Annotated in this window: 16 protein-coding genes; 11 read left to right on the top strand and 5 right to left on the bottom strand. The window is 72.1% G+C overall.

Annotation, left to right across the window (positions count from 1 at the left end; all coding sequences use genetic code 11):
* Nucleotides 1–17: 17 nt before the first annotated feature.
* The 4 genes from OHA21_RS32930 to mutM are packed head-to-tail and all read left to right on the top strand — an operon-like array spanning nt 18 to nt 3788.
* Nucleotides 18–986, top strand: coding sequence for a phosphate acyltransferase PlsX (locus OHA21_RS32930; protein ID WP_328478674.1), 969 nt, complete (start codon nt 18–20; stop codon nt 984–986).
* On the top strand, nt 979–1731 hold the full coding sequence (gene rnc, locus OHA21_RS32925) for a ribonuclease III (RefSeq protein ID WP_328461583.1): 753 nt from the start codon (nt 979–981) through the stop codon (nt 1729–1731). The genes OHA21_RS32930 and rnc overlap by 8 nt, the downstream gene beginning before the upstream one ends.
* Before the next feature lie 26 nt (nt 1732–1757).
* Entirely contained in the window at nt 1758–2924 is a 1167-nt protein-coding gene (locus tag OHA21_RS32920) for a hypothetical protein (protein ID WP_328461581.1), read from the top strand.
* Between the two features lie 12 nt (nt 2925–2936).
* Complete coding sequence (gene mutM / locus OHA21_RS32915; RefSeq protein ID WP_328461579.1) at nt 2937–3788, top strand: bifunctional DNA-formamidopyrimidine glycosylase/DNA-(apurinic or apyrimidinic site) lyase; 852 nt, start codon at nt 2937–2939, stop codon at nt 3786–3788.
* A 1554-nt stretch (nt 3789–5342) separates the two neighbouring features.
* On the opposite strand, the gene OHA21_RS32910 is transcribed toward mutM, so the two are convergent.
* From OHA21_RS32910 to OHA21_RS32900, 3 genes are read right to left on the bottom strand one after another with little or no spacing between them, the layout of a single operon-like run.
* Nucleotides 5343–5897 (bottom strand): spherulation-specific family 4 protein, encoded by a 555-nt coding sequence (locus OHA21_RS32910; protein WP_328461577.1) that lies wholly within the window; start codon nt 5895–5897, stop codon nt 5343–5345.
* Nucleotides 5894–7396, bottom strand: a complete 1503-nt coding sequence (locus OHA21_RS32905) for a hypothetical protein (RefSeq protein ID WP_328461575.1) — start codon at nt 7394–7396, stop codon at nt 5894–5896. The genes OHA21_RS32910 and OHA21_RS32905 overlap by 4 nt, the downstream gene beginning before the upstream one ends.
* Complete coding sequence (locus OHA21_RS32900; protein ID WP_328461573.1) at nt 7393–8949, bottom strand: DUF3492 domain-containing protein; 1557 nt, start codon at nt 8947–8949, stop codon at nt 7393–7395. The genes OHA21_RS32905 and OHA21_RS32900 overlap by 4 nt, the downstream gene beginning before the upstream one ends.
* Before the next feature lie 514 nt (nt 8950–9463).
* Here OHA21_RS32900 and OHA21_RS32895 point away from each other — a divergent pair.
* The 4 genes from OHA21_RS32895 to OHA21_RS32880 all read left to right on the top strand — a co-directional run bounded on the left by OHA21_RS32895 (nt 9464) and on the right by OHA21_RS32880 (nt 14919).
* Nucleotides 9464–9658, top strand: a complete 195-nt coding sequence (locus tag OHA21_RS32895; protein WP_014447165.1) for a hypothetical protein — start codon at nt 9464–9466, stop codon at nt 9656–9658.
* Nucleotides 9659–9907: 249 nt separating this feature from the next.
* The gene (gene smc / locus OHA21_RS32890) at nt 9908–13537 is read left to right on the top strand and encodes a chromosome segregation protein SMC (protein ID WP_328461570.1); all 3630 of its coding nucleotides are present in this window, start codon (nt 9908–9910) and stop codon (nt 13535–13537) included.
* Between the two features lie 6 nt (nt 13538–13543).
* On the top strand, nt 13544–14158 hold the full coding sequence (locus OHA21_RS32885; RefSeq protein ID WP_328461568.1) for an HAD family hydrolase: 615 nt from the start codon (nt 13544–13546) through the stop codon (nt 14156–14158).
* 89 nt (nt 14159–14247) lie between these two features.
* Nucleotides 14248–14919 carry a hypothetical protein gene (locus OHA21_RS32880; protein WP_328461566.1) on the top strand — a complete coding sequence of 224 codons (672 nt, stop codon included), beginning with the start codon at nt 14248–14250 and terminating at the stop codon, nt 14917–14919.
* Nucleotides 14920–15980: 1061 nt separating this feature from the next.
* On the opposite strand, the gene OHA21_RS32875 is transcribed toward OHA21_RS32880, so the two are convergent.
* Nucleotides 15981–16502, bottom strand: coding sequence for a DinB family protein (locus OHA21_RS32875; protein ID WP_328461564.1), 522 nt, complete (start codon nt 16500–16502; stop codon nt 15981–15983).
* Nucleotides 16499–18193, bottom strand: coding sequence for an alkaline phosphatase D family protein (locus tag OHA21_RS32870; RefSeq protein WP_328461562.1), 1695 nt, complete (start codon nt 18191–18193; stop codon nt 16499–16501). Before OHA21_RS32870 ends, OHA21_RS32875 begins: the two co-directional genes overlap by 4 nt.
* Nucleotides 18194–18310: 117 nt before the next feature.
* On the opposite strand from OHA21_RS32870, the gene ftsY reads away from it, so the two are divergent.
* The 3 genes from ftsY (at nt 18311) to OHA21_RS32855 (ending at nt 21884) form a co-directional block, all read left to right on the top strand.
* Complete coding sequence (ftsY, locus tag OHA21_RS32865) at nt 18311–19507, top strand: signal recognition particle-docking protein FtsY (protein WP_328461560.1); 1197 nt, start codon at nt 18311–18313, stop codon at nt 19505–19507.
* Nucleotides 19508–19546: 39 nt separating this feature from the next.
* On the top strand, nt 19547–20344 hold the full coding sequence (locus OHA21_RS32860; protein ID WP_328461558.1) for an aminoglycoside phosphotransferase family protein: 798 nt from the start codon (nt 19547–19549) through the stop codon (nt 20342–20344).
* A 166-nt stretch (nt 20345–20510) separates the two neighbouring features.
* The gene (locus OHA21_RS32855; protein ID WP_328461556.1) at nt 20511–21884 is read left to right on the top strand and encodes an ammonium transporter; all 1374 of its coding nucleotides are present in this window, start codon (nt 20511–20513) and stop codon (nt 21882–21884) included.
* Nucleotides 21885–21902: the final 18 nt, after the last annotated feature.

Raw genomic sequence — 21902 nt, 5'->3', positions numbered from 1 at the left:
GCCGCGTGACACGCCCGATCACCGGGCGGGTCGTACCTGAGCAGTGGCGTTCCAGCGGTGCCACGGTTCCCCGAGGGGAACCGGGCACCGCGCGGATCGCCGTCGACCTCCTCGGCGGGGACCATGCTCCCGACGTCGTGGTTGACGGCGCTCTGCGTGCCTGTCAGGCCGATCCGTCCCTCCACCTGACTCTCGTCGGCCCGGCTGATGCCGCCGACGCGGTCCTCGCTGCCCTGGGGCCGGCGGACCGGCGCCGGATCACCACCTCGCTCGCGACGGCCGAAACGGTCCGCTCCGGCGTCCGCGCGGTCGCCGACGGCAGCGTCGACGCGGTCGTCTCGGCCGGCGACACCGCGATCACTGTTCTGGCCGCGGCCCGGGAACTGGGCCGCTGGACGGGCGTACGCCGACCCCCGCTCGCCGCCGTCCTGCCCACCGCCGCCGGCCGTCTGGTCCTGCTCGACGTCGGGTCGACGGTCGACCCCGACGCGGACACCCTCACCGTTCACGCCCGCCTCGGCGCCGCGTACGCCTCGGTCGTACACGGCATCGCCGAGCCCCGCGTGGGCCTGCTGACCATCGGCGTGGAGCCCGGCAAGGGCGACCGCCTGCGCCGTGCGCTGCCACCCCTGCTCGCCGCGCTCCCGTTGCCCGGCGGCGCCCGCTACGCCGGGCTGGTCGAAGGCAACGACGTCGTCGCCGGCACCGCCGCGGATGTCGTGGTCACCGACGGTTTCACCGGGAACGTGCTGCTCAAGGGACTGGAGACGGCCTACGCCACGGCCGGCCCACCCGCTCCCGACTCGGAAATGCCACCCCGGGCCGCGCTGCTGCTCGGGGTCGGTGGCACCGTCGTGGTCTGCCACGGCGCCGCCACCGGACCGGATCTGGCCGCGGGCATCGGGTTCGCGGCTGAACTGCATCGCCGCGCCTCGGTCGCGGCCATCGCCAATCTGCTCAGGTACAGCGAGGTATCGCATGATTGACAAGCGCCGTCGTCCGTCCACACTGCCGCTGGAGGAGGCGTTCGGGATCCCGTTCAAGCCGGAGTTGCTGGAACGCGCGCTGACCCACCGGTCGTACGCCTACGAGAACGGTGGCCTGCCCACCAACGAGCGCCTGGAGTTCCTCGGCGACTCGGTGCTCGGCGTGGTGATCACCTCGGCGCTCTTCCACAACCACCCGGACCTCCCCGAGGGCCAGCTCGCGAAGCTGCGGGCCAGCGTGGTCAACATGCACGCGCTCGCCGACGTGGCCCGCGGCCTGGGCCCGGAGGGGCTCGGCCCGCACCTGCTGCTCGGCAAGGGCGAGGAGACCACCGGCGGCCGGGACAAGGCGAGCATCCTGGCCGACACCCTGGAGGCCCTGCTCGGCGCGATCTACCTCGAGCACGGCCTGGAGGTCGCCGGCGAGGTGATCCACCGGCTGTTCGACCCGCTGATGGCCGAGTCGGCCGGGCGGGGCGCCGCGCTGGACTGGAAGACCAGCCTGCAGGAGCTGACCGCGGCGCTCGGCCTGGGCGTGCCGGACTACGAGATCGAGGACTCCGGTCCGGACCACGCGAAGACGTTCACCGCCTGGGTGGTGGTCGCCGGCGAGCGGTACGGCGGATCCGAGGGGCGCAGCAAGAAGCAGGCCGAGCAGCGGGCGGCCGCGGCGGCGTGGCGAACCCTGACCGAGCGGGCCGAGGCGGAGACCGAGGCTGAAAGTCCGGCGCCGGACGTGTCATGATCCCGGCCGTGGATGGAGCGAAGGTTGTGGATGAGCCCGAGGCCGGGACCGCGCAGACCCCGAGGCTCTGGGATGCCGCAGGCGCCTGGCGGGGTGTGCTCACCGCGATCGGCATCCTGGCCCTGACCCGGGCCGGTCAGCTGCTGATGATCTGGTGGCTCGGCGGGGCCACCCAGGAGCCGCGGACCATCCGGGAACGGTTGCTGATCTGGGATGCCGGCTGGTTCCTGCGGGTGGCGATGGACGGGTACCCGGAGGGGTACACGTACGACGCCAACGGCACCCTGCAGGGCAACGAGCTGGCCTTCTTCCCGGTCTACCCGATACTGATCCGGGCCGGCGCGGCGATCGGGATCGACCCGGGAACGGCCGCGCTGGGCGTCGCCTGGATCGCCTCTGTCGGCGCCGCGATCGCGCTGCACCTGCTCGGCACCAGCCTGTACGGCAAGAAGGCCGGCTGGGCCCTGGTGGCCATCTGCTGTTCCGCACCGGCTTCCGTGGTGCTGTCCATGGCGTACTCGGAAAGCATCTTCCTGGCCCTGGTGGCCGGCACTTTCGTGGCCGCGCACCGGAAGGTGTGGTGGGCGGCCGGCCTGCTCGGCCTGGCGACCGCGCTGAGCCGCCCGACCGGCGCCGCGGCCGCGCTCGGCCTCGCCGTGGCCGCGCTGATCGCGATCCGCGAACCCGGCGGGCGAAAGCTGGCACCGCTCGCCGCGGCCGCCGCAGCCGGCGCCGGCGTGCCGCTCTACCTGGGTTGGGTGGCCTGGCGGGTGGGCGACCTGAGCGCCTGGTTCAAGATCCAGACAGCGGGCTGGGGCACGTCGTTCGACTACGGCGTCAGCACCTTCAACTTCCTGAAGACCACCTTGCGTACGGGCGACGGCTGGGTCCCGATGAGCGTGGCGCTGATCCTGCTGGTGGCGCTGGCCGCGGCCGGGGTGGCGCTGGCCCAGAAGCCGTGGCTGCCGCTGGCCGTCTACGGTGTGGTCGCGATGATCCTGGTCTACGGCCAGGCCGGTTTCTACCACTCCAAACCGCGGCTGCTGCTCCCCGTACTGTTGACGCTGCTGCCGGCCGTCGTGGCCGCCGCCCGCGCCCGCCCCCGGGTCGCGGTCCTGTCGATCGTCGCGTGGGCGCTGTTCGGCCTCTGGTACGGCGCCTACCTGGTCACCGTCTGGCCCTACACGCTGTAAAGGACCCCCGCTTTGCCCGAGCTTCCCGAGGTCGAGACCGTCCGCCAGGGCCTGGCCAAGTGGGTGGCCGGCCGCACCATCGCCACCGTCGAGGTGCACCACCCCCGGGCCATCCGCCGCCACCTGCCCGGCGACGCGCACTTCATCGCGATGCTGACCGGCCGCACCGTTCTCGACATCTCCCGCCGCGGCAAATACCTGTGGCTGCCCCTCGACTCCGGCGACGCGCTCATCGGCCATCTCGGCATGAGCGGCCAGCTGCTGATGCAGCCCGCCGAGGCCGCCGACGAGAAACACCTGCGCGTCCGCTTCACCTTCACCGACGGCGGCCCGCAGCTGCGCTTCGTCGACCAGCGCACGTTCGGCGGCCTCTCGGTCTCCGAAGGCGGCGCCGAACTCCCCGACGAGATCTCCCACATCGCCCGCGACCCGATGGACCCGTTCTTCGACGACGAGGCCTTCGTGGCCCGCCTGCGCGGCCGGCACACCGAGATCAAGCGCGCCCTGCTGGACCAGACCCTGATCTCCGGCGTAGGCAACATCTACGCCGACGAGGCCCTGTGGCGAGCCAAACTCCACGGCGCCCGCCCCACCGACCAGCTGACCCGCCCCGCGGTCAAGCGCCTGCTGGCCCACGTCCGCGACGTACTCGGCGAAGCCATCACCGCCGGCGGCACCAGCTTCGACGAGCTCTACGTCGACGTGAACGGCGACAGCGGCTACTTCGACCGTTCCCTCAACGCCTACGGCCGCGAGAACGAGCCGTGCTCCCGCTGCGGCGCGCCCATCCGCCGCGAACAGTTCATGAACCGCTCCTCGTTCAGCTGCCCACGCTGCCAGTCGCGCCCCAGAACCAAAATCTGAACCCTTCGGCGTACGCCTACCCCAGTCCCGCCCCACCCTCGCGACCTGAGCAGCCACTCCAGGCCCCAGCGCCGCCGCCGGGCTGATGCCCGCCCCGGCCCCAACGCCCCCACCGGACCCGAGGGCGGCACGAACCGCAACGCCCGCGCGGGTTCCGAGGCCTGGCGCCAACCCCCAACGCCCGCGCGGGTTCCGAGGCCCGGCGCGGGCCCCCAACGCCCGCGCGGGGTCTGATGCCCGGCGCGGACCCCCAACGCCGCCGCCGGGCTGATGCGGCCCGTGGCGAGCCTCGACCTCAGCGCCCCGGCCTGGCTGATGCGGACCCAAGGCCCGGCTCGCCCGTCCCTGGCGCTCGGTGCCCCACTCACGCCGGTTGCCCCACTCACGCCGGTTGCCCCGGTCACGCCGGGTGCCCTGTTCAGGTCGGGTGCCCTGTTCAGGCCGGGTGCCCCGTCAGGCCGGGTGCCCCGGTCACGCCGGGGTGCCCACTGACGGCCGCATCCCCGACGCCCACCAGCCCGCCGACGAGTAGCGCCACCCCCCCACACCTGCCCAGCCGTAGCTCACGCAGGTATCGCCGCCGGCTGTTCCGTGTCTGAGCGGCGGCTGGCTGGGCTGAGCTGGCGGTCGCGCGGGTAATGGGGCTGCTGTTCCGTGTCTGAGCGGCGGCTGGCTGGGCTGAGCTGGCGGTCGCGCGGGTAATGGGGCTGCTGTTCCGTGTCTGAGCGGCGGCTGGCTGGGCTGAGCTGGCGGTCACGCGGGTAATGGGGCTGCTGTTCCGTGTCTGAGCGGCGGCTGGCTGGGCTGAGCTGGCGGTCACGCGGGTAATGGGGCTGCTGTTCCGTGTCTGAGCGGCGGCTGGCTGGGCTGAGCTGGCGGTCACGCGGGTAATGGGGCTGCTGTTCCGTGTCTGAGCGGCGGCTGGCTGGGCTGAGCTGGCGGTCACGCAGGTAATCCGGCCGCTATTCCATGTCTGAGCGCCGGCTGGGCAGGCTGCGATGCGCCGGGCCGAAGTGGATCATGCTGGTGGCTGGTGGCTGGTGGCTGGTGGCTGGTGGCTGGTGGCTGGTGGCTGGTGGCTGTGCGGCGGCGGTCGCGAGTGCCCTTTCGGTGATGACCTGCTGGGCCGTGCACTCGCGGACTGGTGCCTGCGTAGCCATGCGCTACTTATCCGAAGATCAACTCGAGCTGGCATTGAGGCTGCGAGCTGGCGCGGGGATACCGAATAGGAGTGCCGTTACCTGCGTGAGTGCCAGCTGGGGTGAGTGAGCTGGCCGGGGCGAGCCGACTGGGGGCGCTGTTGCCGGCGTGGGCGACGGCTGGGGTGGGTGGTCGGCTGGGGTGGGTGGATGGGTGGTGAGGGGAGCTGGGGTGAGGGGTGCCAGCTGCGCGGGAGCGGCGCTTGGAGGCCGGCGTTCTAAGAGGTTGGCCTGGGTGAGTGGCTGCGTGAGCCCGGCGGTCGCGCTATGACCCGGCACGACCGCCCAGCCCGCGCGGCACCCACAAAACAATCAAACAAAGGCGGAACGGCGAAAAGCCGTACCGAAAAGGACCCTAATCCGCCCGATGAGCCCCAGCCGAGGTCAGATGCGGGCTGGCGTCCGTAGCCAGCCCGAACCCCGCCCCTCGCCGCCCCATCAAGCGCCGGGCGGCCGTGAGCAGCGTGGTGGGCACGCCATGCACGATGTGCCCGTCCCCGGGCCGGCAGCCGTCACCGTCCCAGCTCTGGTACGCCTCCCACGGCCCTTCGAACGTGCAGATCCGCACCCCGAGATCCCGGTAGAGCGGATGCGTCGGCACGCCCGGGTTGAGCACCACCCGGTGCAGCCCTCGGCGGGCAGCGAGCCGGACCGTGAGCGCCACCGGCCCGACCCCGCCGGATCCGGCCGGGGCGCGGTCCAGGAACAGCCCTTCCACGCCGTCAGCCCGCCAGGCGTCCACGTCGGCGAGCACGTCGGCGAGTGATCGGCTGCCCCAGTCCAAATCGATGCGGCCGAGCGACTGGTGCAGGCTGCGGCGGTCTCCCGGCTGTTCGCGGATGATCCAGGTTTCGGCGTCGAGTTCCAGCTCGGGCGACGGGTAGGCGTACGGGGGGAACAGGGTCTTCACGGCGTCCTCCGGAGGTCGGCGGCGGTCAGGGCGACGATGAGCAGGCCGGTCAGGTGCGTCGCGGCCAGTACGGCTACGGCGGCGGGCAAGGGGCCGGCGGGTGAGGGGAAGAGGGCGAGTACGGCGGCGGCGAACGGCGGGATTGCCGCCAGGGCCGCGGCGACGATGGCCCGGGATCGGGCGGCGAGCAGGAACGTGACGGCGAAGACACCGCCGAGCAGGGTTCCGGCGGCCAGGGCCAGCACCGCGTCCCGGGCGCCGGGCAGGGTGGACAGGCCGTAGGGCAGCTGGAAGGCGGCCAGGGCGAGCCCGGCGCCGGCGGCCAGCGGCGGCAGCAGGCCGGCCAGCGTGATGACGGTGACGTTGCGGACGTGCCGGTCGAACTCGGCGGGTGTTTCCGCCGAGTCCAGGCCGGCGTCGAGCCGGTCGGTGTGCCAGCCGATCAGCGCTTCGAGCAGCGGGACGGCGAGCAGCAACGGCAGGGCGGCGGGCAGCGGGGTGACGGCCGGCCCGGCGCGCCACAGCAGTGCCACGCAGACCGCCTGGGACGCGCCGATCACCAGGTAGGCGGCTCCGCGGCGACGTTCGGCGGCGGTGAGCCCGGCGGCCCGCTCGAACCGGGACGGGACCACGGCGGGACGGAACGCGCGTACCGAAACCGCCACGATCGCGGCCGGCAGCAGCGTCGCCACCAGAGGTGCGGCGCCGGCCACCGCGGCGCCGGCGAGCACCCAGCACGGCACGAACCAGGCGGCCACCGCGGCTTCCGAGCGGCTGACCAGGGCGGCGGTCACCGAGCCGAGGGTCAGCAGCCCACCGATCCCGACCGTCGCGGCCAGCGCACGGTCCGGCCCGAGCAGCGCGTCCGGCGCGATCCACACCAGCGCGCACCACAGTCCGGTCACCGCCGCGAAGCCCGCGCCCACCAGCCGGGCCGCTGCGGTCGGCCCGCACCGGCGGGCCACGGTCACCCCGACGCTGGTCAGGCCTTGCGCGGCGGTCCAGCCGAGCAGCAACATCACCGCGGGCACCGGCCAGGCCACCCGGCCGAGCGGCGCCGCGGCGGCCACCGCGACGCTGAGCGGTCCGAGATAGAGCAGGCACCGCACGAGGGCAAGCCCCAGATAGGCACGCCGGGCAGGCTTCCGCCGGCTTCCTTTCCATTTTCGGTACGCGCGACCCGCTCGTTCGCCCGCGCAAGAGGTATCCGGCCCCACCGGCTCGGCGCAGGCCTCCACCGGCGACCCGGTCTCGTCGCGTTCCGCCTGTTCCATCGGCGGTTCGACGAGCGCCACCGGCGCCGGGAACGCCACGTCGGCGTCGAGCTCGACCACGAACTCGGCCGAGTGCCGTCCCGCACCGGGCGCGCGCCGGCGTACCGGGGCCTGGTTGACTGCGGCGTGCCGCGGCTCGGTGGTGGCGGCGTTGCGCCGCCGGTTGCGGTTGCGCGCGGTCCGGGTCGTCGTCCCGCCGGTTCCGCGCGGGGGAGTGATCGTCATGCTGTCTCCCGGGTCAGCCATCGCACGGTCGCCGGCACGGTGGTCCGGGGTGCGGGAACGGTGAGCTGCAGTTCGAAAGCCGGCGCCGGCGGTGGCGCGGCCAGGTCGGTGTAGAGGGCGCCGTACACTCGGACCACCCGGTCGACGGTGAAGTGGTTGAGCGCCCGTTGCCGGGCCGCGTCACCGAGGGCGCGCCGCCGGGCCGGGTCGCGCAGCAGGTCGACGATGGCGATGGCCAGTTCCGGCGGATCGTTCGCCGGGACCAGCACCCCGGTGTCGCCGAGCGTCTCGCCGGCCGGCCCGACGTCGACGCCCACCACCGCCCGGCCCGACATCATGGCTTCCACCAGCCGGTACGGCGGGTCGGCCGGTCCGGGCACGTGCGCCACGACCTGGCCGACGGTGTACCGGTCCCTTGGGTCGGCCGGCAGCGGGTGCAGGCGTACCGCCCGGCCCAGCCCGGTTCGTTCGATCTGTTCGGCGCAGTGGTCCTCGTGTGTCGCGGTGACCCCGACCAGGTGCAGGACCGCCCCCGGCAGCGCCGCCGCGACTTCGGTGAACGCCTCCAGCATCAGGGCGAGCCCGCTGTCCGGCCCGCCGCTGCCGGCCCAGACCACAGCCGGTGAAGCGCTCGGCTCGACGGCTCCCGGGTACTCCCGCGGGTCCACCCCGGCCGGCACCTGGACCAGCCGGGCCGGACGGGCGCCGTGCTCCAGGGCCCAGCCGTGGTGATAGGTGCTCAGCGGGGCGATCAGCTCGGCCTCGGCGTACCCGGTCCGGGCCACCGACGTGCGGAATCGCCGCAGCACCGTCCGTACGCCCACCGACAGCCGGTCCTCGGCGGGCCGTTGCCGGGCCACCGCCGCGCGTGCCTCGGTGAGCAGCAGCGGCGTACCGGTCCGCCACCGCCCGGCCAGCGCAGCCAGCAACGGGGTGGTACCGCCCACGCAGTGCACCAGCTCCACCTCCGGCAACGGCACCGCCAGCGCCCGCAGCGCGTGCCGGAGCAGCGTCGCCGCCGTACGCGCGTCCCGCACACTGAGCCGGGGCAGCGGAGGCTGGTCGGGTGTCATCTCGTTCTGCCGTTGCCGCCACGCTTCGATAAGCGCGTCGGTGAGCGGCACACCGGTCAATGGGTCCGGCGGCCCGGGTTCAACGGGTTTTCTTCGGTTCTCCGCTGCGGGCAGGCAGAGTTCGGCGATCCGGCGCAGCCCGGTGGCGAACTGCTCGGCGACCGGCCCCTCGTCGCCCAGCAGTCCCCGGCAGAGCAGTGCGGCGGCCTCGGCGGCGCCGTCCGGGGCGGCGACCCGCCGTCGTTCGGCCCGGGCCGGGTCGCGGCCGAGCGCGACAGCGCGCGCGGAGCCGACGTGGAACGGGAGCGGGTACGCCGGCGCGGACGGCAATTCGCGGTCCGTGACGGTCAGCAACTCGAAGCGGAATCGGCGCAGGCCCTCGACCAGGGTCCGGCACCAACCACCGAGCGCGTCCCGCCGGTACGGGTACCCGCCGCCGGTCAGCAGGCAGATGCGCTCACGCGACGGGGTCGGATTCACGCTGGAGGCAACGACACAACCGGCCCAAGTCACCGGAGCATGTCGGCTAGGCGACACATTTGCGTACCATTTAACCCGGTTTGTCGCCCACGTTTGCCCGAATTTGCCCGAAAAGGGGTTAGCTGCGGAGGGGCAATTATCGACGTTCGTCAGGCCGGCCGCCGCGAGAGGCGCCTTGGAGATCGACAGACCGGGTGAACGCGGGAAAGCCCAGTTGAGCCCGGCTCGTGGCGTGATTCACTGGAATCCGAGGGCCGGCCGGTGCTGCCCCGGCTTGACGGAGGGTGGGGATCGGCGGACTATGGAGGTGTCGCCAGTCGCGCCCACTCATGCCCCGGTTCCACTCAGGGCTTGAGCATCTGCACCTAAAGAAACCTGATTGCTTACGCAGGCAGGATTCTGCGCTCACGCGTGCCCGTGAGTGTCTGGTGCGCTTGTACGCCACTGGGCGCACGTTGGCCGGCCCTTCCGGCAACGCAAAACAACGAGACGCAGCGCGTCACAAGGAGTCACGATGGCGAAGGCCCTCTACGGCCACGTAGGTGCGGCGCCCGACCGGCGCCTGCTCGACGAGGTCACCCGACTGCGTTCCAGGGTGCAGAGCCTGGAGTTCGAGGTCACCCGCCTGCGGGCGGAGAACGATCGTCTCGCGGCGGCGGCCGCGGAGGCAGACGATTTCGCGCGGCTGACCGAGCCCGCACTGACCTGAGCTCCGATCGAACGCCGGTGGATACAGCGGGGTGATCACCCGGCGTTCACATCCCCTCAAACGCAGTTAAGATCCCCTGAGTACGCAAACCGCAACAAAGAAAAGCGCGCCTCCACAACAGTGGCGGCGCGCCGCTTTTTTGCCTGATTTCTCGGCCCGGACGGCCCGCCGGGCGCGGCGTGTACACGCTCCGCCGAGCACCTGCGGGTAGCCTGCCTCCAGCAGACCACCGCCGACCCTCGGAGATCCGTGCACCTCAAGAGCCTGACGGTCAAGGGCTTCAAGTCCTTCGCCTCCGCTACCACGCTGCGGCTGGAGCCGGGCATCACCTGTGTCGTGGGCCCGAACGGATCCGGCAAGTCCAACGTCGTCGACGCCATCGCCTGGGTTCTCGGCGAGCAGGGCGCCAAGGCTCTGCGCGGCGGCAAGATGGAGGACGTCATCTTCGCCGGCACGTCCGGCCGTGCGCCGCTGGGCCGCGCCGAGGTGACGCTGACGATCGACAACAACGACGGCGCCCTGCCGATCGACTACACCGAGGTGTCGATCACCCGCCGGATGTTCCGGGACGGCGCCAGTGAGTACGAGATCAACGGCAACTCGTGCCGCCTGCTCGACATCCAGGAACTGCTGAGCGACTCCGGCATCGGCCGCGAGATGCACATCATCGTCGGCCAGGGCCGGCTCGACGCGATGCTGCACGCCAAGCCCGAGGACCGCCGTTCCTTCATCGAGGAGGCGGCGGGCGTACTCAAGCATCGCAAGCGCAAGGAAAAGGCGATCCGCAAGCTGGACGCCATGCAGGTGAACCTGAATCGCCTGACCGACCTGACCGCCGAGCTGCGGCGGCAGCTCAAGCCGCTCGGCAAGCAGGCCGAGGTGGCCCGCCGGGCCGCCGGCATCCAGGCCGATCTGCGCGACGCCCGGCTCCGGCTGCTCGCCGACGACCTGCACACCCTGCGCACCACGCTGGACAAGGAGATCGCCGACGAGTCGGCGATGCGCGAGCGCCGCCAGCAGGTGGAGGAGGAGAACCGCGAGGTCCAGCGCTGGCTGGCCGAGCTGGAGGCGGCGCACGCCGAGGACGCGCCACTGCTGGCCGCCGCCCAGGACACCTGGTACAAACTGTCCACCCTGCAGGAGCGGTTCCGGTCCACCGAGCAGCTCGCCACCGAGCGGCTGCGGCACCTGGCCGCCACTCCCGACGACGAGCGTCCCGGCCGCGACCCGGAGATGCTCGAGGCCGAGGCCGAACGGGTCCGCGAGCAGGAGGAGGAGCTGCGCGAGGCGCTCACCGAGGACCAGATGCGCCTGGCCGAGGCCCTGGAGCACCGGCAGGAGCTGGAACGCCAGCTGGCCGCGGCTGAGGGCGCGCTGCGGGCGGCCGCCAAGGCGATCGCGGACCGGCGGGAGGGCCTCGCCAAACTCGCCGGCAACGTGAACGCGGCACGCGCCCGGACCAGCAGCGCGGACGAGGAGATCGAGCGGCTGGCGGCGGCGCACACCGACGCGCTGATGCGGGCCGAGGCGGCGCAGGCCGAGGTCGACCTGGTCGCCGCCGAGTCCTCGGACGCGGACCGGGACAACGCCGACCTGGACGCCCGGCACGACGAGGCGGTCGCCGCGCACGACCGGGCCGCCGCCGTGGTGCGGGAGCTCTCCGACGCCGAACGGGCCGCCGAGAAGGACGCGGCGAGCTGGAAGGCGCGGGAGGAGGCCCTCGCGCTGGGCCTGCGGCGCAAGGACGGCGCGGGCGCGCTGCTGGCCAAGGCCGGGCAGGTCCCGGGCCTGCTGGGCAGTCTCGCCTCGATGCTGACGGTGCGGCCGGGGTACGAGGTGGCGCTCGCGGCGGCACTGGGCGGACTCGCCGACGCGGTGGCTCTCACCGGTGTCGACGAGGCGATCGAGGCGATGCGTACGCTCAAGATCGCTGATGCCGGACGGGCCGACCTGGTGGTCGCCGCCCCTGCCCGGCCGGGCATGCAGGGCTCGCTGGACAGCCTGCGCCCCGCGCTGCCGGAGGCCGCCGTCTGGGCGCCCGACGTGGTCGACTGCCCGGAACAGATCCGGCCCGCGCTGAACCGCGCTCTGCGTGACGTGGTCCTGGTTCCTGATCTGGCCGCGGCCGCTCGATTGGTCGCGGAGAACGGCGAGCTGCGGGCGGTGACCCCGGAGGGCGACGTGCTCGGCACGTACGCGGCGGCCGGTGGCTCGGCGAAGGCGACCAGCTACATCGAGGTGCAGGCGGCGGTCGACGAGGCCAAGGCCAAGCGGGCCACGGCCGAGGAGACCATCGCCGAGGTCAAGGAGCAGCTCGGCGCCGCCCGCGCCGAGGTGGCCGAGCTCAAGCAGGCGGTGAACGTGGCCGCCCAGGCCAAGCGGGCCGCCGAGGGGGAGCGCAACGCGGCCGCCCGCCGCCTGGCCGAGCTGGGCGCCGCCGCCCGGTCGGCGAAGGCGGAGAGCGAGCGGCTCGGCGCGTCCCGGCAGAAGGCCGAGGCGGCCCGGGAGACCGACCTGCTGCGCCTCGACGAGCTGGAGGAGCGGCTGCGGCTGGCCGAGGCCACCCCGATCGACGAGGAGCCGTCCACCGAGGAACGCGACCAGCTCGCCGCGCTGGTCCCGCAGGCCCGGCAGAACGAGATGGAGGTCCGGCTCGCGGTGCGTACCGCGGAGGAGCGGGTCTCCTCGATCGCCGGCCGGGCCGACTCGCTGCTGCGGCAGGCCAACGCGGAGCGGCAGGCACGCGAGCGGGCCGCGGCACGCCGGGCCGCACGCGCCCGGGGCGCCGAGATCGCCCGCGCGGTCGCGCTCGGTGCGGCTGCCGCGCTGCAGCGGGTCGCGGTCTCGCTGGCCGGCGCGGCCGAGGCCCGCGACGAGATCGCGCAGGCGCGGACCATGCGGGAGGCCGAGCTCCAGGAGGTACGCGCGAGCGCCAAGCGCCTCGGCGTCGAGCTGGAGCGGCTCACCAGCGAGGTGCACCGCGACGAGATGGCCCGCGCCGAGCAACGGATGCGGATCGAGCAGCTGGAGGCGAAGGCCGCCGAGGACTTCTCGCTGGACGTCGACACGCTGATCACCGAGTACGGCCCGGACCAGCTGGTCCCGCCGACGCAGGCCGACGTGGCGCTGGCCGAGAAGGACGGCAAACCGGTCCCGGAGCCGGTGCCGTTCCACCGCGCCACCCAGGAGAAGCGGGCCAACAAGGCGGAGCGGGACCTCACCCTGCTCGGCAAGGTCAACCCGCTCGCCCTGGAGGAGTTCGCCGCGCTGGAGGAGCGCTTCAAGTTCCTCTCCGACCAGCTCGAGGACCTCAAGGCGACCCGTAGGGACCTGCTCACCGTCGTGAAGGACGTCGACGACCGGATCCTCGAGGTCTTCACGTCGGCATTCGAGGACACCGCCCGCGAGTTCCAGACCGTCTTCCAGGTGCTCTTCCCGGGCGGCGAGGGCCGGCTGGTGCTCACCGACCCGGAGGACATGCTCACCACCGGCGTCGAGGTGGAGGCCCGCCCGCCGGGCAAGAAGATCAAGCGGCTGTCGCTGCTCTCCGGTGGTGAGCGCTCGCTGACCGCGGTCGCCATGCTCTGCGCGATCTTCCGGGCCCGCCCCTCGCCGTTCTACATCATGGACGAGGTGGAGGCGGCCCTCGACGACGTCAACCTGGGCCGGTTGATTACCCTCTTCCAGCAGTTGCGGGAGAAGAGCCAGCTGCTCATCATCACGCACCAGAAACGCACGATGGAGGTCGCGGACGCCCTCTACGGCGTGACCATGCGCGCCGGCGTCACCCAGGTGATCAGCCAGCGGCTGAACCCCGATCCAACCGCCCCACCCACCACGCTAAACCGGACTGAAGGCCATTCCGACTCGGAGGACTAGTCAGAGATGCGCGACCGCGCCCGGGCCCTGTTGATCGACCTGGACGGCGTGCTCCGCCGCTGGGATCCGGCTCCGATGATCGCCACCGAGGTGAAGTACGGCCTCAAGCCGGCCTCGTTCCTGGAGACGGCGATGTCGTGGGACATCTACCGGCCCGCGATGGCCGGTGAGATCACCGACGCCGAGTGGATGAAGCTGGTGGCCGACCGGCTGCCGCTCTCCGCGGAGGAGTCCGTCGCGGCGGTCGCCGAGTGGCAGGCGTACCGGGGTGAGGTGGACCCGGAGGTGCTGGCGTTCGTCCGGGAGGTGCGGGCCGGCGGCCGTCCGGTCGGGATCGCCACCAACGGCACCGACCGGCTCCGCGGCGATCTGGACGCGCTCGGGCTGACCGGTGAGGTGGATCTCGTGGTCAGCTCGTGGGAGCTCAAGGTGCACAAGCCGGCGCCGGAGTACTTCGAGCAGGCCTGCCAGGCGGTCGGGCAGCTGCCGAAGCACGTGCTGTTCGTGGACGACGACGACCGGGTGGTCCGGGGGGCGCGGTCGGCGGGGCTGTCGGCGTACCGGTGGGCCGGGCCGGAGCATCTGCCCTATCTGCGCAAGGTCCTCGACCTGCCGGAGTGATCGGCATTCTTCCGGGATTCTCGCTGAAAGCCGGACTCGGAAGGATGGGCGTCGTGCCGCACCGGCACGACTGCTCGAAGGGGACCGTCATGTCAGTACCCGGCCGGATCGGCGCGCTCGTCAGTGGATGCGCCCTCGTCCTGTTCGCTCAGGCCTGCACGTCCGGCTCTACCGGGCAGCCCACGGCGGCCCCGGCCTCGGCTGCCCCGACCTCGGCTGCCCCGGCCTCGGCTGCCCCGGCCTCGGCCCCTGCTTCCGCGTCGGCGCAGGCTTCCGCGCCGGCCTCCGAGGGGACCGCGGTGCCGCTGCGCGGCGGGCGTCAGGTTCTCCTCGCCTTGGCCGGGACCGGCGGCAAGTCGCTGCTCACCGTCGCCGGCACCGGGATCGTCGAGCTCACCGAGGGGGAGAACGACCAGGCCCTGTTCGTGCCGACCCCGGTGCGGGTGGGTGGCGACACGTACCTGATCAAGACCGCGAAGATGCAGGCCGGTGGGGAGGCCTGGTGTCTCAAGGTGCACTCGCCCGGGGAAAGCCAGGCGCTGCGGCTCAAGATCGCCGCCTGTGACGCCGGCGACCGGGACCAGGTCTTCACCTTCCCGGCCGCCGAGGACAAGTCCGGCCGGCTGGTCGAGGTGGCCGGCCTCTTCGCCTTCGCCAAGGCCGGCGACCCGGATGTCGTGGTCGAGGAGGCCGGCGAGGGCGGCTTCCCCGCCTTCACCGTCGTCGACCGGGGCCGGGCGACGATTCCCCGCCTCGGCTGACATCTGCTGCTTCGACGAGCGGGAGACGACGCTCCGCGTCAGCCGGCCCGTCCGGCTCTCGGGGTCGAGCTCCGCCCACCACGTCGCAGGCAGGCCCGGTGGCCCGCCACGTCGCAGGAGGCCCGGTGGCCCGCCACGTCGCAGGAGGCCCGGTGGCCCGCCACGTCGCAGACGGGCCCGGCGTTGGCGATGCCGCTGGAACCGGCCTCGTGGATCTTCCTGGCGGCCATAACTCCCAGCCGGGTGAGTCACAGGTCCGGTTTGCCCGGGTCGGCTGGGAGCTGCGGCTGTCTCCGTCGGCTTGATGGGTGCGCAGCTCCCAGCAGGATGATCGACAAGCCTAAAAATACGGGCCTGGCTGTGACTTGCGGCTCTCCACCGGCCCTGCCGGCCTCACCGTCAACCAGCAATGCGGGCGGCGCACCCGCGCCGCGGGGCGGCCTGATCCGAACGGCTGACGGGCCGCGGTTGACCACGCTACCGGGCGGCTGAGGCCTCGTTTCGGGCTCAGTTGATCACTCGGCCGCACGGCGGGTCTGTCTCACAGCGCGGCAGGCAACGCTGGCGGGCGGCTCGCTGATCGAACAGGCCGAAACAGCGGCCCCGGCCGCGCGTTGGCGCTGTCACCCGTCGATCCGGTCATCTCTCGGGGCCGAGGCCGGCCGCTAGGGAGCAGCCTTTGTGCCCGCCTGAGCCGTCGGGTCGCCGCATCCGAAGCGAGGGGTCAGCGTCTGCCTTTGGGTCACGCGCTTTCGGGGGTACGCGTCACGCCGCCCCGCCGAAGTCGTGGCCGTTCCCGCCGTTCCCCGCGAGCCGGCAGCCGGGGCACGGCAGTCGGCGCGGCCGCCGGGCTTATCCAGCTGGTCGCGCACGAACCACGGCCGCCCGGCGCAGGGGTGGCCTTGAGCGTGACCGGCAGGGTGAGCCCGGCGGCCGCGCTGCGGGCCGGGACCCGGTGCCTGGGCCGCGTGGTGCGGCGGAACGGGCACGACTTCGGCGGGGCGGCGTAGCCCGTACCCCGAAGAAGCCGGAACCGAGAAGCGGACCCCGACCCGGTGAAGCTAGAAGCCGGTGGCGCCGTCGATGCGTTCGCGGAGCAGGTCGGCGTGGCCGTTGTGCCGGGCGTACTCCTCGATCATGTGGAGGTAGACCCAGCGCAGGCTGATCGGGCCCCGCCGGCCCTCGAACTCGCTCTCCAGCGGCAGGTCGGCCACCGCGGCGTCGGCCAGTTTCAGCTCCTCCAGGAAGGCGGTGAAGTCGGCCTCCGCGTCGGCCTGCGGCACGTCGTCGAAGTCGCCGTCCCGGTTGTCCGGGGAGCTGTAGGGGTCGCGCAGCCCGGCGTCGCCGGCGGCACGCTGCCGGAACCAGGCGCGCTCCACCTCGGTCATGTGCCGCACCAGGCCGAGCAGCGTCAGATTGGACGGCTCGACACTGGCGGTCTTGAGCTGGTCGGCGGTGAGGCCGGCGCATTTGCCCAGCAGGGTCTGCCGGTGATAGTCCAGCCAGCCCTGCAGCATGGCGCGCTCGTCGCCGGTCATCGGTTCGTTCTCGCGGTGCGCCTCGGGCGCGGTCCAGGTAGTCATCGCCGCACATTCTGCGGGCGGTAGTCGACCGAGGCCACCTGATAAAGCTCGCCGTCCTTGGTGGTGCCCTCGATCCGGGCGGTCGCGACCTGGCCGTGCAGGCGCAGCGTGCCCACCGCGTTGCCGAAGTACGGCCCGGCCAGCCGCTTCCAGCGCAGCATCGGCTTGCGCACCCCGGCCGCCTTGGGCAGCCCCCGGGCGATCCGGGCCACCGCCCGGGACCAGCTGATCCGCATCAGCGGGCGCATCGGTGCGGGCACCTCGTTGTGGATCGGCGAGCAGGTGAGCTGCATCACCGGCGTGGCCATGGCGTGCCCGAAGTCGGCGCGGGCCACGTACGAGTGATGCACGTCCCCGGAGAGCACACTGATCGACGCCGGCGCCGCGTACGCCCCACCGGCGCCCACCCGCCCGGTCGGCGCGTCCGGCCCACCCTCGCCGAGCCGCCGGAAGAGCTCGCCGAGCGCGTTGAACGACTTCCCGAACGCCGCCCAGTGCTCCAGGTCGAACGCCCGGCGTACCTTCTCGCCGAAGGCGGCCGTCCGGGGCTGGTGCGACTCGGCAGCCCGCTCGTTCCACGCCTCCAGGTGGTGGATGGCGGGCGGCATGAGCCACGGCAGCGACGAGCCGATCACCAGGTGGTCGTAATCACCGTGCGCCCGGTCCAGGAACCAGTTCCACTCGGCGGCCGGCAGCATGGCCCGCGCGCCCGGCGTCAGCACCCGGTTGCACCGGTTGTCCAGGACGACCAGCCGGGTCCGGCCGAGGTCGAGCGCGAAACTCCACTGGTACGGCTGGTCGGTGTTCTCCGCCGACTCCGGCTCGTCCACCCGGCGCCCGAAATCGCGCATCAGGTCGGTGGCGTCGTCCGCGATGCTCACCTTCTGAAACAGCGGGTCGGCGGCGAGCTCGTCCGGGCTCAGGTTGCCGAGGTGCTGGTAGATCCAGTACGAGGCGAGACCGCCGGAGATCCGCTCCCGCCACCAGGACTGCTGTGCCATGTCGGCGCGCCAGGAGGCCGAGGTGTTCCAGTCGTCGATCAGCTCGTGGTCGTCGAAGATCATCACGCTCGGCACGGTGGAGAACAGCCACCGCACCTCCGGGTCGCGCCACGACTCCAGGTAGAGCTTCGTGTACTCCTCGAAGGTGACGACCTGGTCCGGCGGGCCCTGGTGGCCGTTGCGGCGGCGATGGCGCAGGAACCGGCGCACCTTCTTGGACGGCTCGTCCGCGTACACCTGGTCGCCGAGCAGCACCAGCAGGTCGGGGTGGGCGGTGGGGTCGGCCATCAGGCGCCGGGCGAAGGCGTCCAGGGCGTCCGGCGGCAGGCGCCGCCGGGTCGCCTCCGGGGTCGCCTCCCGGCAGGAGCCGAAGACCAGGCTGACCGGTTGGTCACGGTCGTCGGTGGCCCGGGTGCGAAGGACCGGGTCGGGGTACGGCGAATCGGCCGCCGGCCACACGACCCGGTCGTCCAGGGTGACCCGGTACGCGTTCGCCGAGTCCGGGACCAGCCCGGTCACGATCACGAGTGCGTAGTGGTGGCCGTACGCCGAGAAGGTCGGTGCGGAGCCGGCGCCCCCGCCGTCCACCTCGACCCGCACCTCGGCGGGCTCGCTGGTTTCCAGCCACAGGGTGGCGCTGTCGCCGACGACGCGGCGCAGCACCGGGCCGATGAGCAGTTGTGCGGTCACCGGGGGGATCCTCCACGCTCTCGTCAAGGGGGTGCCCCATCCTCCGCCACCGCGGGCCGGAACCGCCAGTGCGTGGCCCACGCCACGGCCGGACGGCTCATCTGTCAGGATTCGGGCATGGAATACGTGGTCGCCGCAGTGATCCTGCTCGTCGTCCTGGTGGTGGGCGCGGTCGGGCTGGTGGTGCCGAGGATGCGCCGCCGTGAGCTCCCGCCGCCACCCACCTCGGGCTCGACCACCACCCTGGAGCGGCCGCCGGTCCAGGTGCCGCCGGTCGAGGAGGAACTTCCGCCGCTCATCGAGAAGCCGGCCGAGGCGCCGGTGGTCGTCGAACCGCCGGTGGTCGAGGAACCGGTCGTCGCCGAGCCGGAGCTGGAGAGGCCGGCTCCCACCGCCGGCCGCCTGGTGCGGCTGCGGGCCCGGCTGGCCCGGTCACAGAACGCGCTCGGCCGTGGCCTGCTCAGCGTCCTGTCCCGGGATCACCTGGAGGAGGACGACTGGGAGGAGATCGAGGACAGCCTGATCACCGCGGACGTCGGGGTCGAGGCCACCCAGGTGATCGTCGAGCGGCTGCGTGAGCGGGTCCGGGTTCTCGGCAGCCGTACCGTCACCGAGGTCCGTGAGCAACTCAAGGAGGAGCTCGTCGCGGCCCTGGAACCCGACCTGGACCGCAGCCTGAAGACCGAGCCGCACGACGGCCGCCCGGCGGTGATGCTGGTGGTCGGCGTGAACGGCGCCGGCAAGACCACCACCTGCGGCAAGATCGGCCGGGTGCTGATCGCCGACGGGCGCACCGTGCTCTTCGGCGCGGCCGACACCTTCCGGGCCGCCGCCGCCGAGCAGCTGGCGACCTGGGGTGAGCGGGTCGGCGCCGAGACGGTCCGCGGACCGGAGGGCGGTGATCCGGCCAGTGTGGCGTTCGACGCGGTGAAGCGGGGCATCGACGTCGGTGTGGACACCGTGCTGGTGGACACCGCCGGGCGCCTGCAGAACAAGGTCGGCCTGATGGACGAGCTCGGCAAAGTCAAGCGGGTGGTGGAGAAGCACGGCCCGGTCGACGAGACGCTGCTCGTGCTCGACGCCACGACCGGACAGAACGGACTCGAGCAGGCCCGGGTGTTCACTGAGGTGGTGGATGTCACGGGTGTGGTGCTCACCAAGCTGGACGGCACCGCGAAGGGTGGCATCGTCATCGCCGTGCAGCGCAAGCTGGGAATTCCGGTCAAACTCGTCGGTCTCGGCGAGGGTCCGGACGACCTGGCGCCGTTCGAGCCGGAGGCCTTCGTCGAAGCCCTCCTTGGTGGGGACGCGTAGGCTCGGCGGAGGTATTCGATCGGGTTTGGGAGGCCGTGAGTGACGCAGGAGCCGGTGCGCGAGATTCCGCTGCACGGTGGCAACGTCAGCACGGTCTCCCGGATCGGCGACACGGTCCGGCGCAACGCGGGCCCCTGGACACCGGCCGTGCACGCGCTGCTCAACCATCTGGAGCGGGTCGGCTTCACCGGTTCGCCGCACGCCCTGGGCATGGACGAGAAGGGCCGGGAGGTCCTCTCCTACCTGGACGGCGAGTGCGGTGAATATCCTCTCGCCCCGCACTGGGTGACCGAGGAGGCGCTGGTCACGGTCGCCACCATGCTGCGGATGTTCCATGACGCGCAGTACGGTTTCGTTCCTCCGCCCGGCTCGGTCTGGCGCTCGTTCGGGCCGCCGCCGCCGGACACCGAGGTGATCTGCCACCACGACGCGGCACCGCACAACGTGGTCTGGCGGCCGGACGGCACTCTCGCCCTCATTGATTTCGATCTCGCGTCGCCCGGCTCACGGCTCTACGACGTGGCGTACGCGGCGTGGACCTGGGTGCCGCTGTTCAGCGACCGGGATTCGTACACACTGGGCTGGAAACGGCCCAACCGGCCCCGCCGGCTGCGCCTGTTCGCGGATGCGTACGGGTTGATCCCGCGGGACCGCCACCGGCTGGTGCGGACCATAAGGAAACGGATCGTCGACCACGTCGAGGGCATTCGGCGGATGGCCGCGGCCGGTGACCCGGCCTTCGTGCGGATCGTGCACAAGGGCCACCTGCGCCGCCCGATGCGGGATCTGCGCCTGCTCGACTACGAGCGCCACACCCTGGAGTACGCGCTCCGCTGAGGGGCTGTGAGAGTTTCTTCACACGTCGGAAACACGCCGTCACTCGCCGGTAATCGCGCGAAGACCATGCGCGAAACAGCGGAGCGGAAAGCTTCGCCGCATCCGGCCAGGGGCGATGCCGCCACGCTGCGCCGCGAGGGAGGGATTCCTACTTTAGGAGGCCAGCGTGCCTGAAGCACCGACGATTGATACTGGCAACACCGCGTGGCTGCTCGTCTCCACCGCACTCGTGTTGCTCATGACCCCTGGACTGGCGCTGTTCTACGGCGGCCTGAACCGGTCCAAGGGCGTACTGAACATGATGATGATGAGCTTCAGCGCCATCGGGCTCGTCTCCGTACTTTGGCTCTTCTACGGCTTCTCCCTGGCCTTCGGTACCGACCAGGGCGGTGTCATCGGCAACATCGGTGACTACCTCGGCACCAAGACCTTCCTCGGCGAGGGCGACCTGTGGGGCGCCACCGCGGAGAACCCGAGCGGCACCGGTATCCCGCTCTACGTCTTCATGGCCTTCCAGATGATGTTCGCGATCATCACGGTGGCCCTGATCAGCGGCGCGATCAGCGACCGCACCAAGTTCAGCGGCTGGCTGCTGTTCGCCGGCGCGTGGGCCACCCTGGTCTACTTCCCGGTCGCCCACTGGGTCTGGGGCGGTGGCTTCATCTACGACCTCGGCGCGCTGGACTTCGCCGGTGGTACTGCGGTGCACATCAACGCGGGCGCCGCGGCTCTCGCTCTGGTCCTGGTGCTCGGCAAGCGGGCCGGCTGGCCGCGTGAGGCGATGAAGCCGCACAACATCCCGCTGGTCGCGCTCGGCACCGGTCTGCTGTGGTTCGGCTGGTTCGGCTTCAACGCCGGCTCCGAGCTGACCGCCGACAGCATCACCGGTCTGGCGTTCATCAACACCCAGGTCGCCACGGCCGCTGCGGTGCTCGGCTGGCTCATCGTGGAGAAGATCCGCGACGGCAAGCCCACCCTGGTCGGCGCGTCCTCCGGCGCCATCGCGGGTCTGGTCGCCATCACCCCGGCCTGTGCCTTCATCGCCCCCTGGGCCGCCACCCTGCTCGGCCTGGTGGCCGGCGCGGTCTGCGCCCTGGCGGTCTCGCTGAAGTACAAGCTGGGCTACGACGACTCGCTCGACGTGGTCGGCGTGCACTTCGTCGGCGGCTGGATCGGCTGCCTCTGGATCGGCCTGTTCGGCAGCAGCGAGGTCAACGCGCTGGTCGCCAACGACGGCCTGTTCATGGGCGGCGGCGTCAAGCAGCTCGGCATCCAGGCGCTCAGCGCCCTGATCGTCACCGTCTACTCCTTCGTCGTCGCGTTCGCCCTGGGCTTCGCGATCCAGAAGACGATCGGCTTCCGGGTCTCCAAGGAGGCCGAGATCGACGGCATCGACCTCGCCGAGCACGCGGAGAGCGGCTACGACCTGTCCCCGGCCGGCGGCAGCGGCGGCGGTGGTGCCTTCGCGATGGCCGGTATCAAGCCCGCCAGCGCGCCGGCTGAGGAGTCTTCCCCGGTCAGCGAGAAGATCTCCGGTTAAATTCTGATGGCTGCACCG

The sequence above is a fragment of the Actinoplanes sp. NBC_00393 genome (genome assembly GCF_036053395.1).
Lineage (GTDB): Bacteria > Actinomycetota > Actinomycetes > Mycobacteriales > Micromonosporaceae > Actinoplanes.
This window is presented reverse-complemented; position numbering and strand designations above follow the sequence as displayed.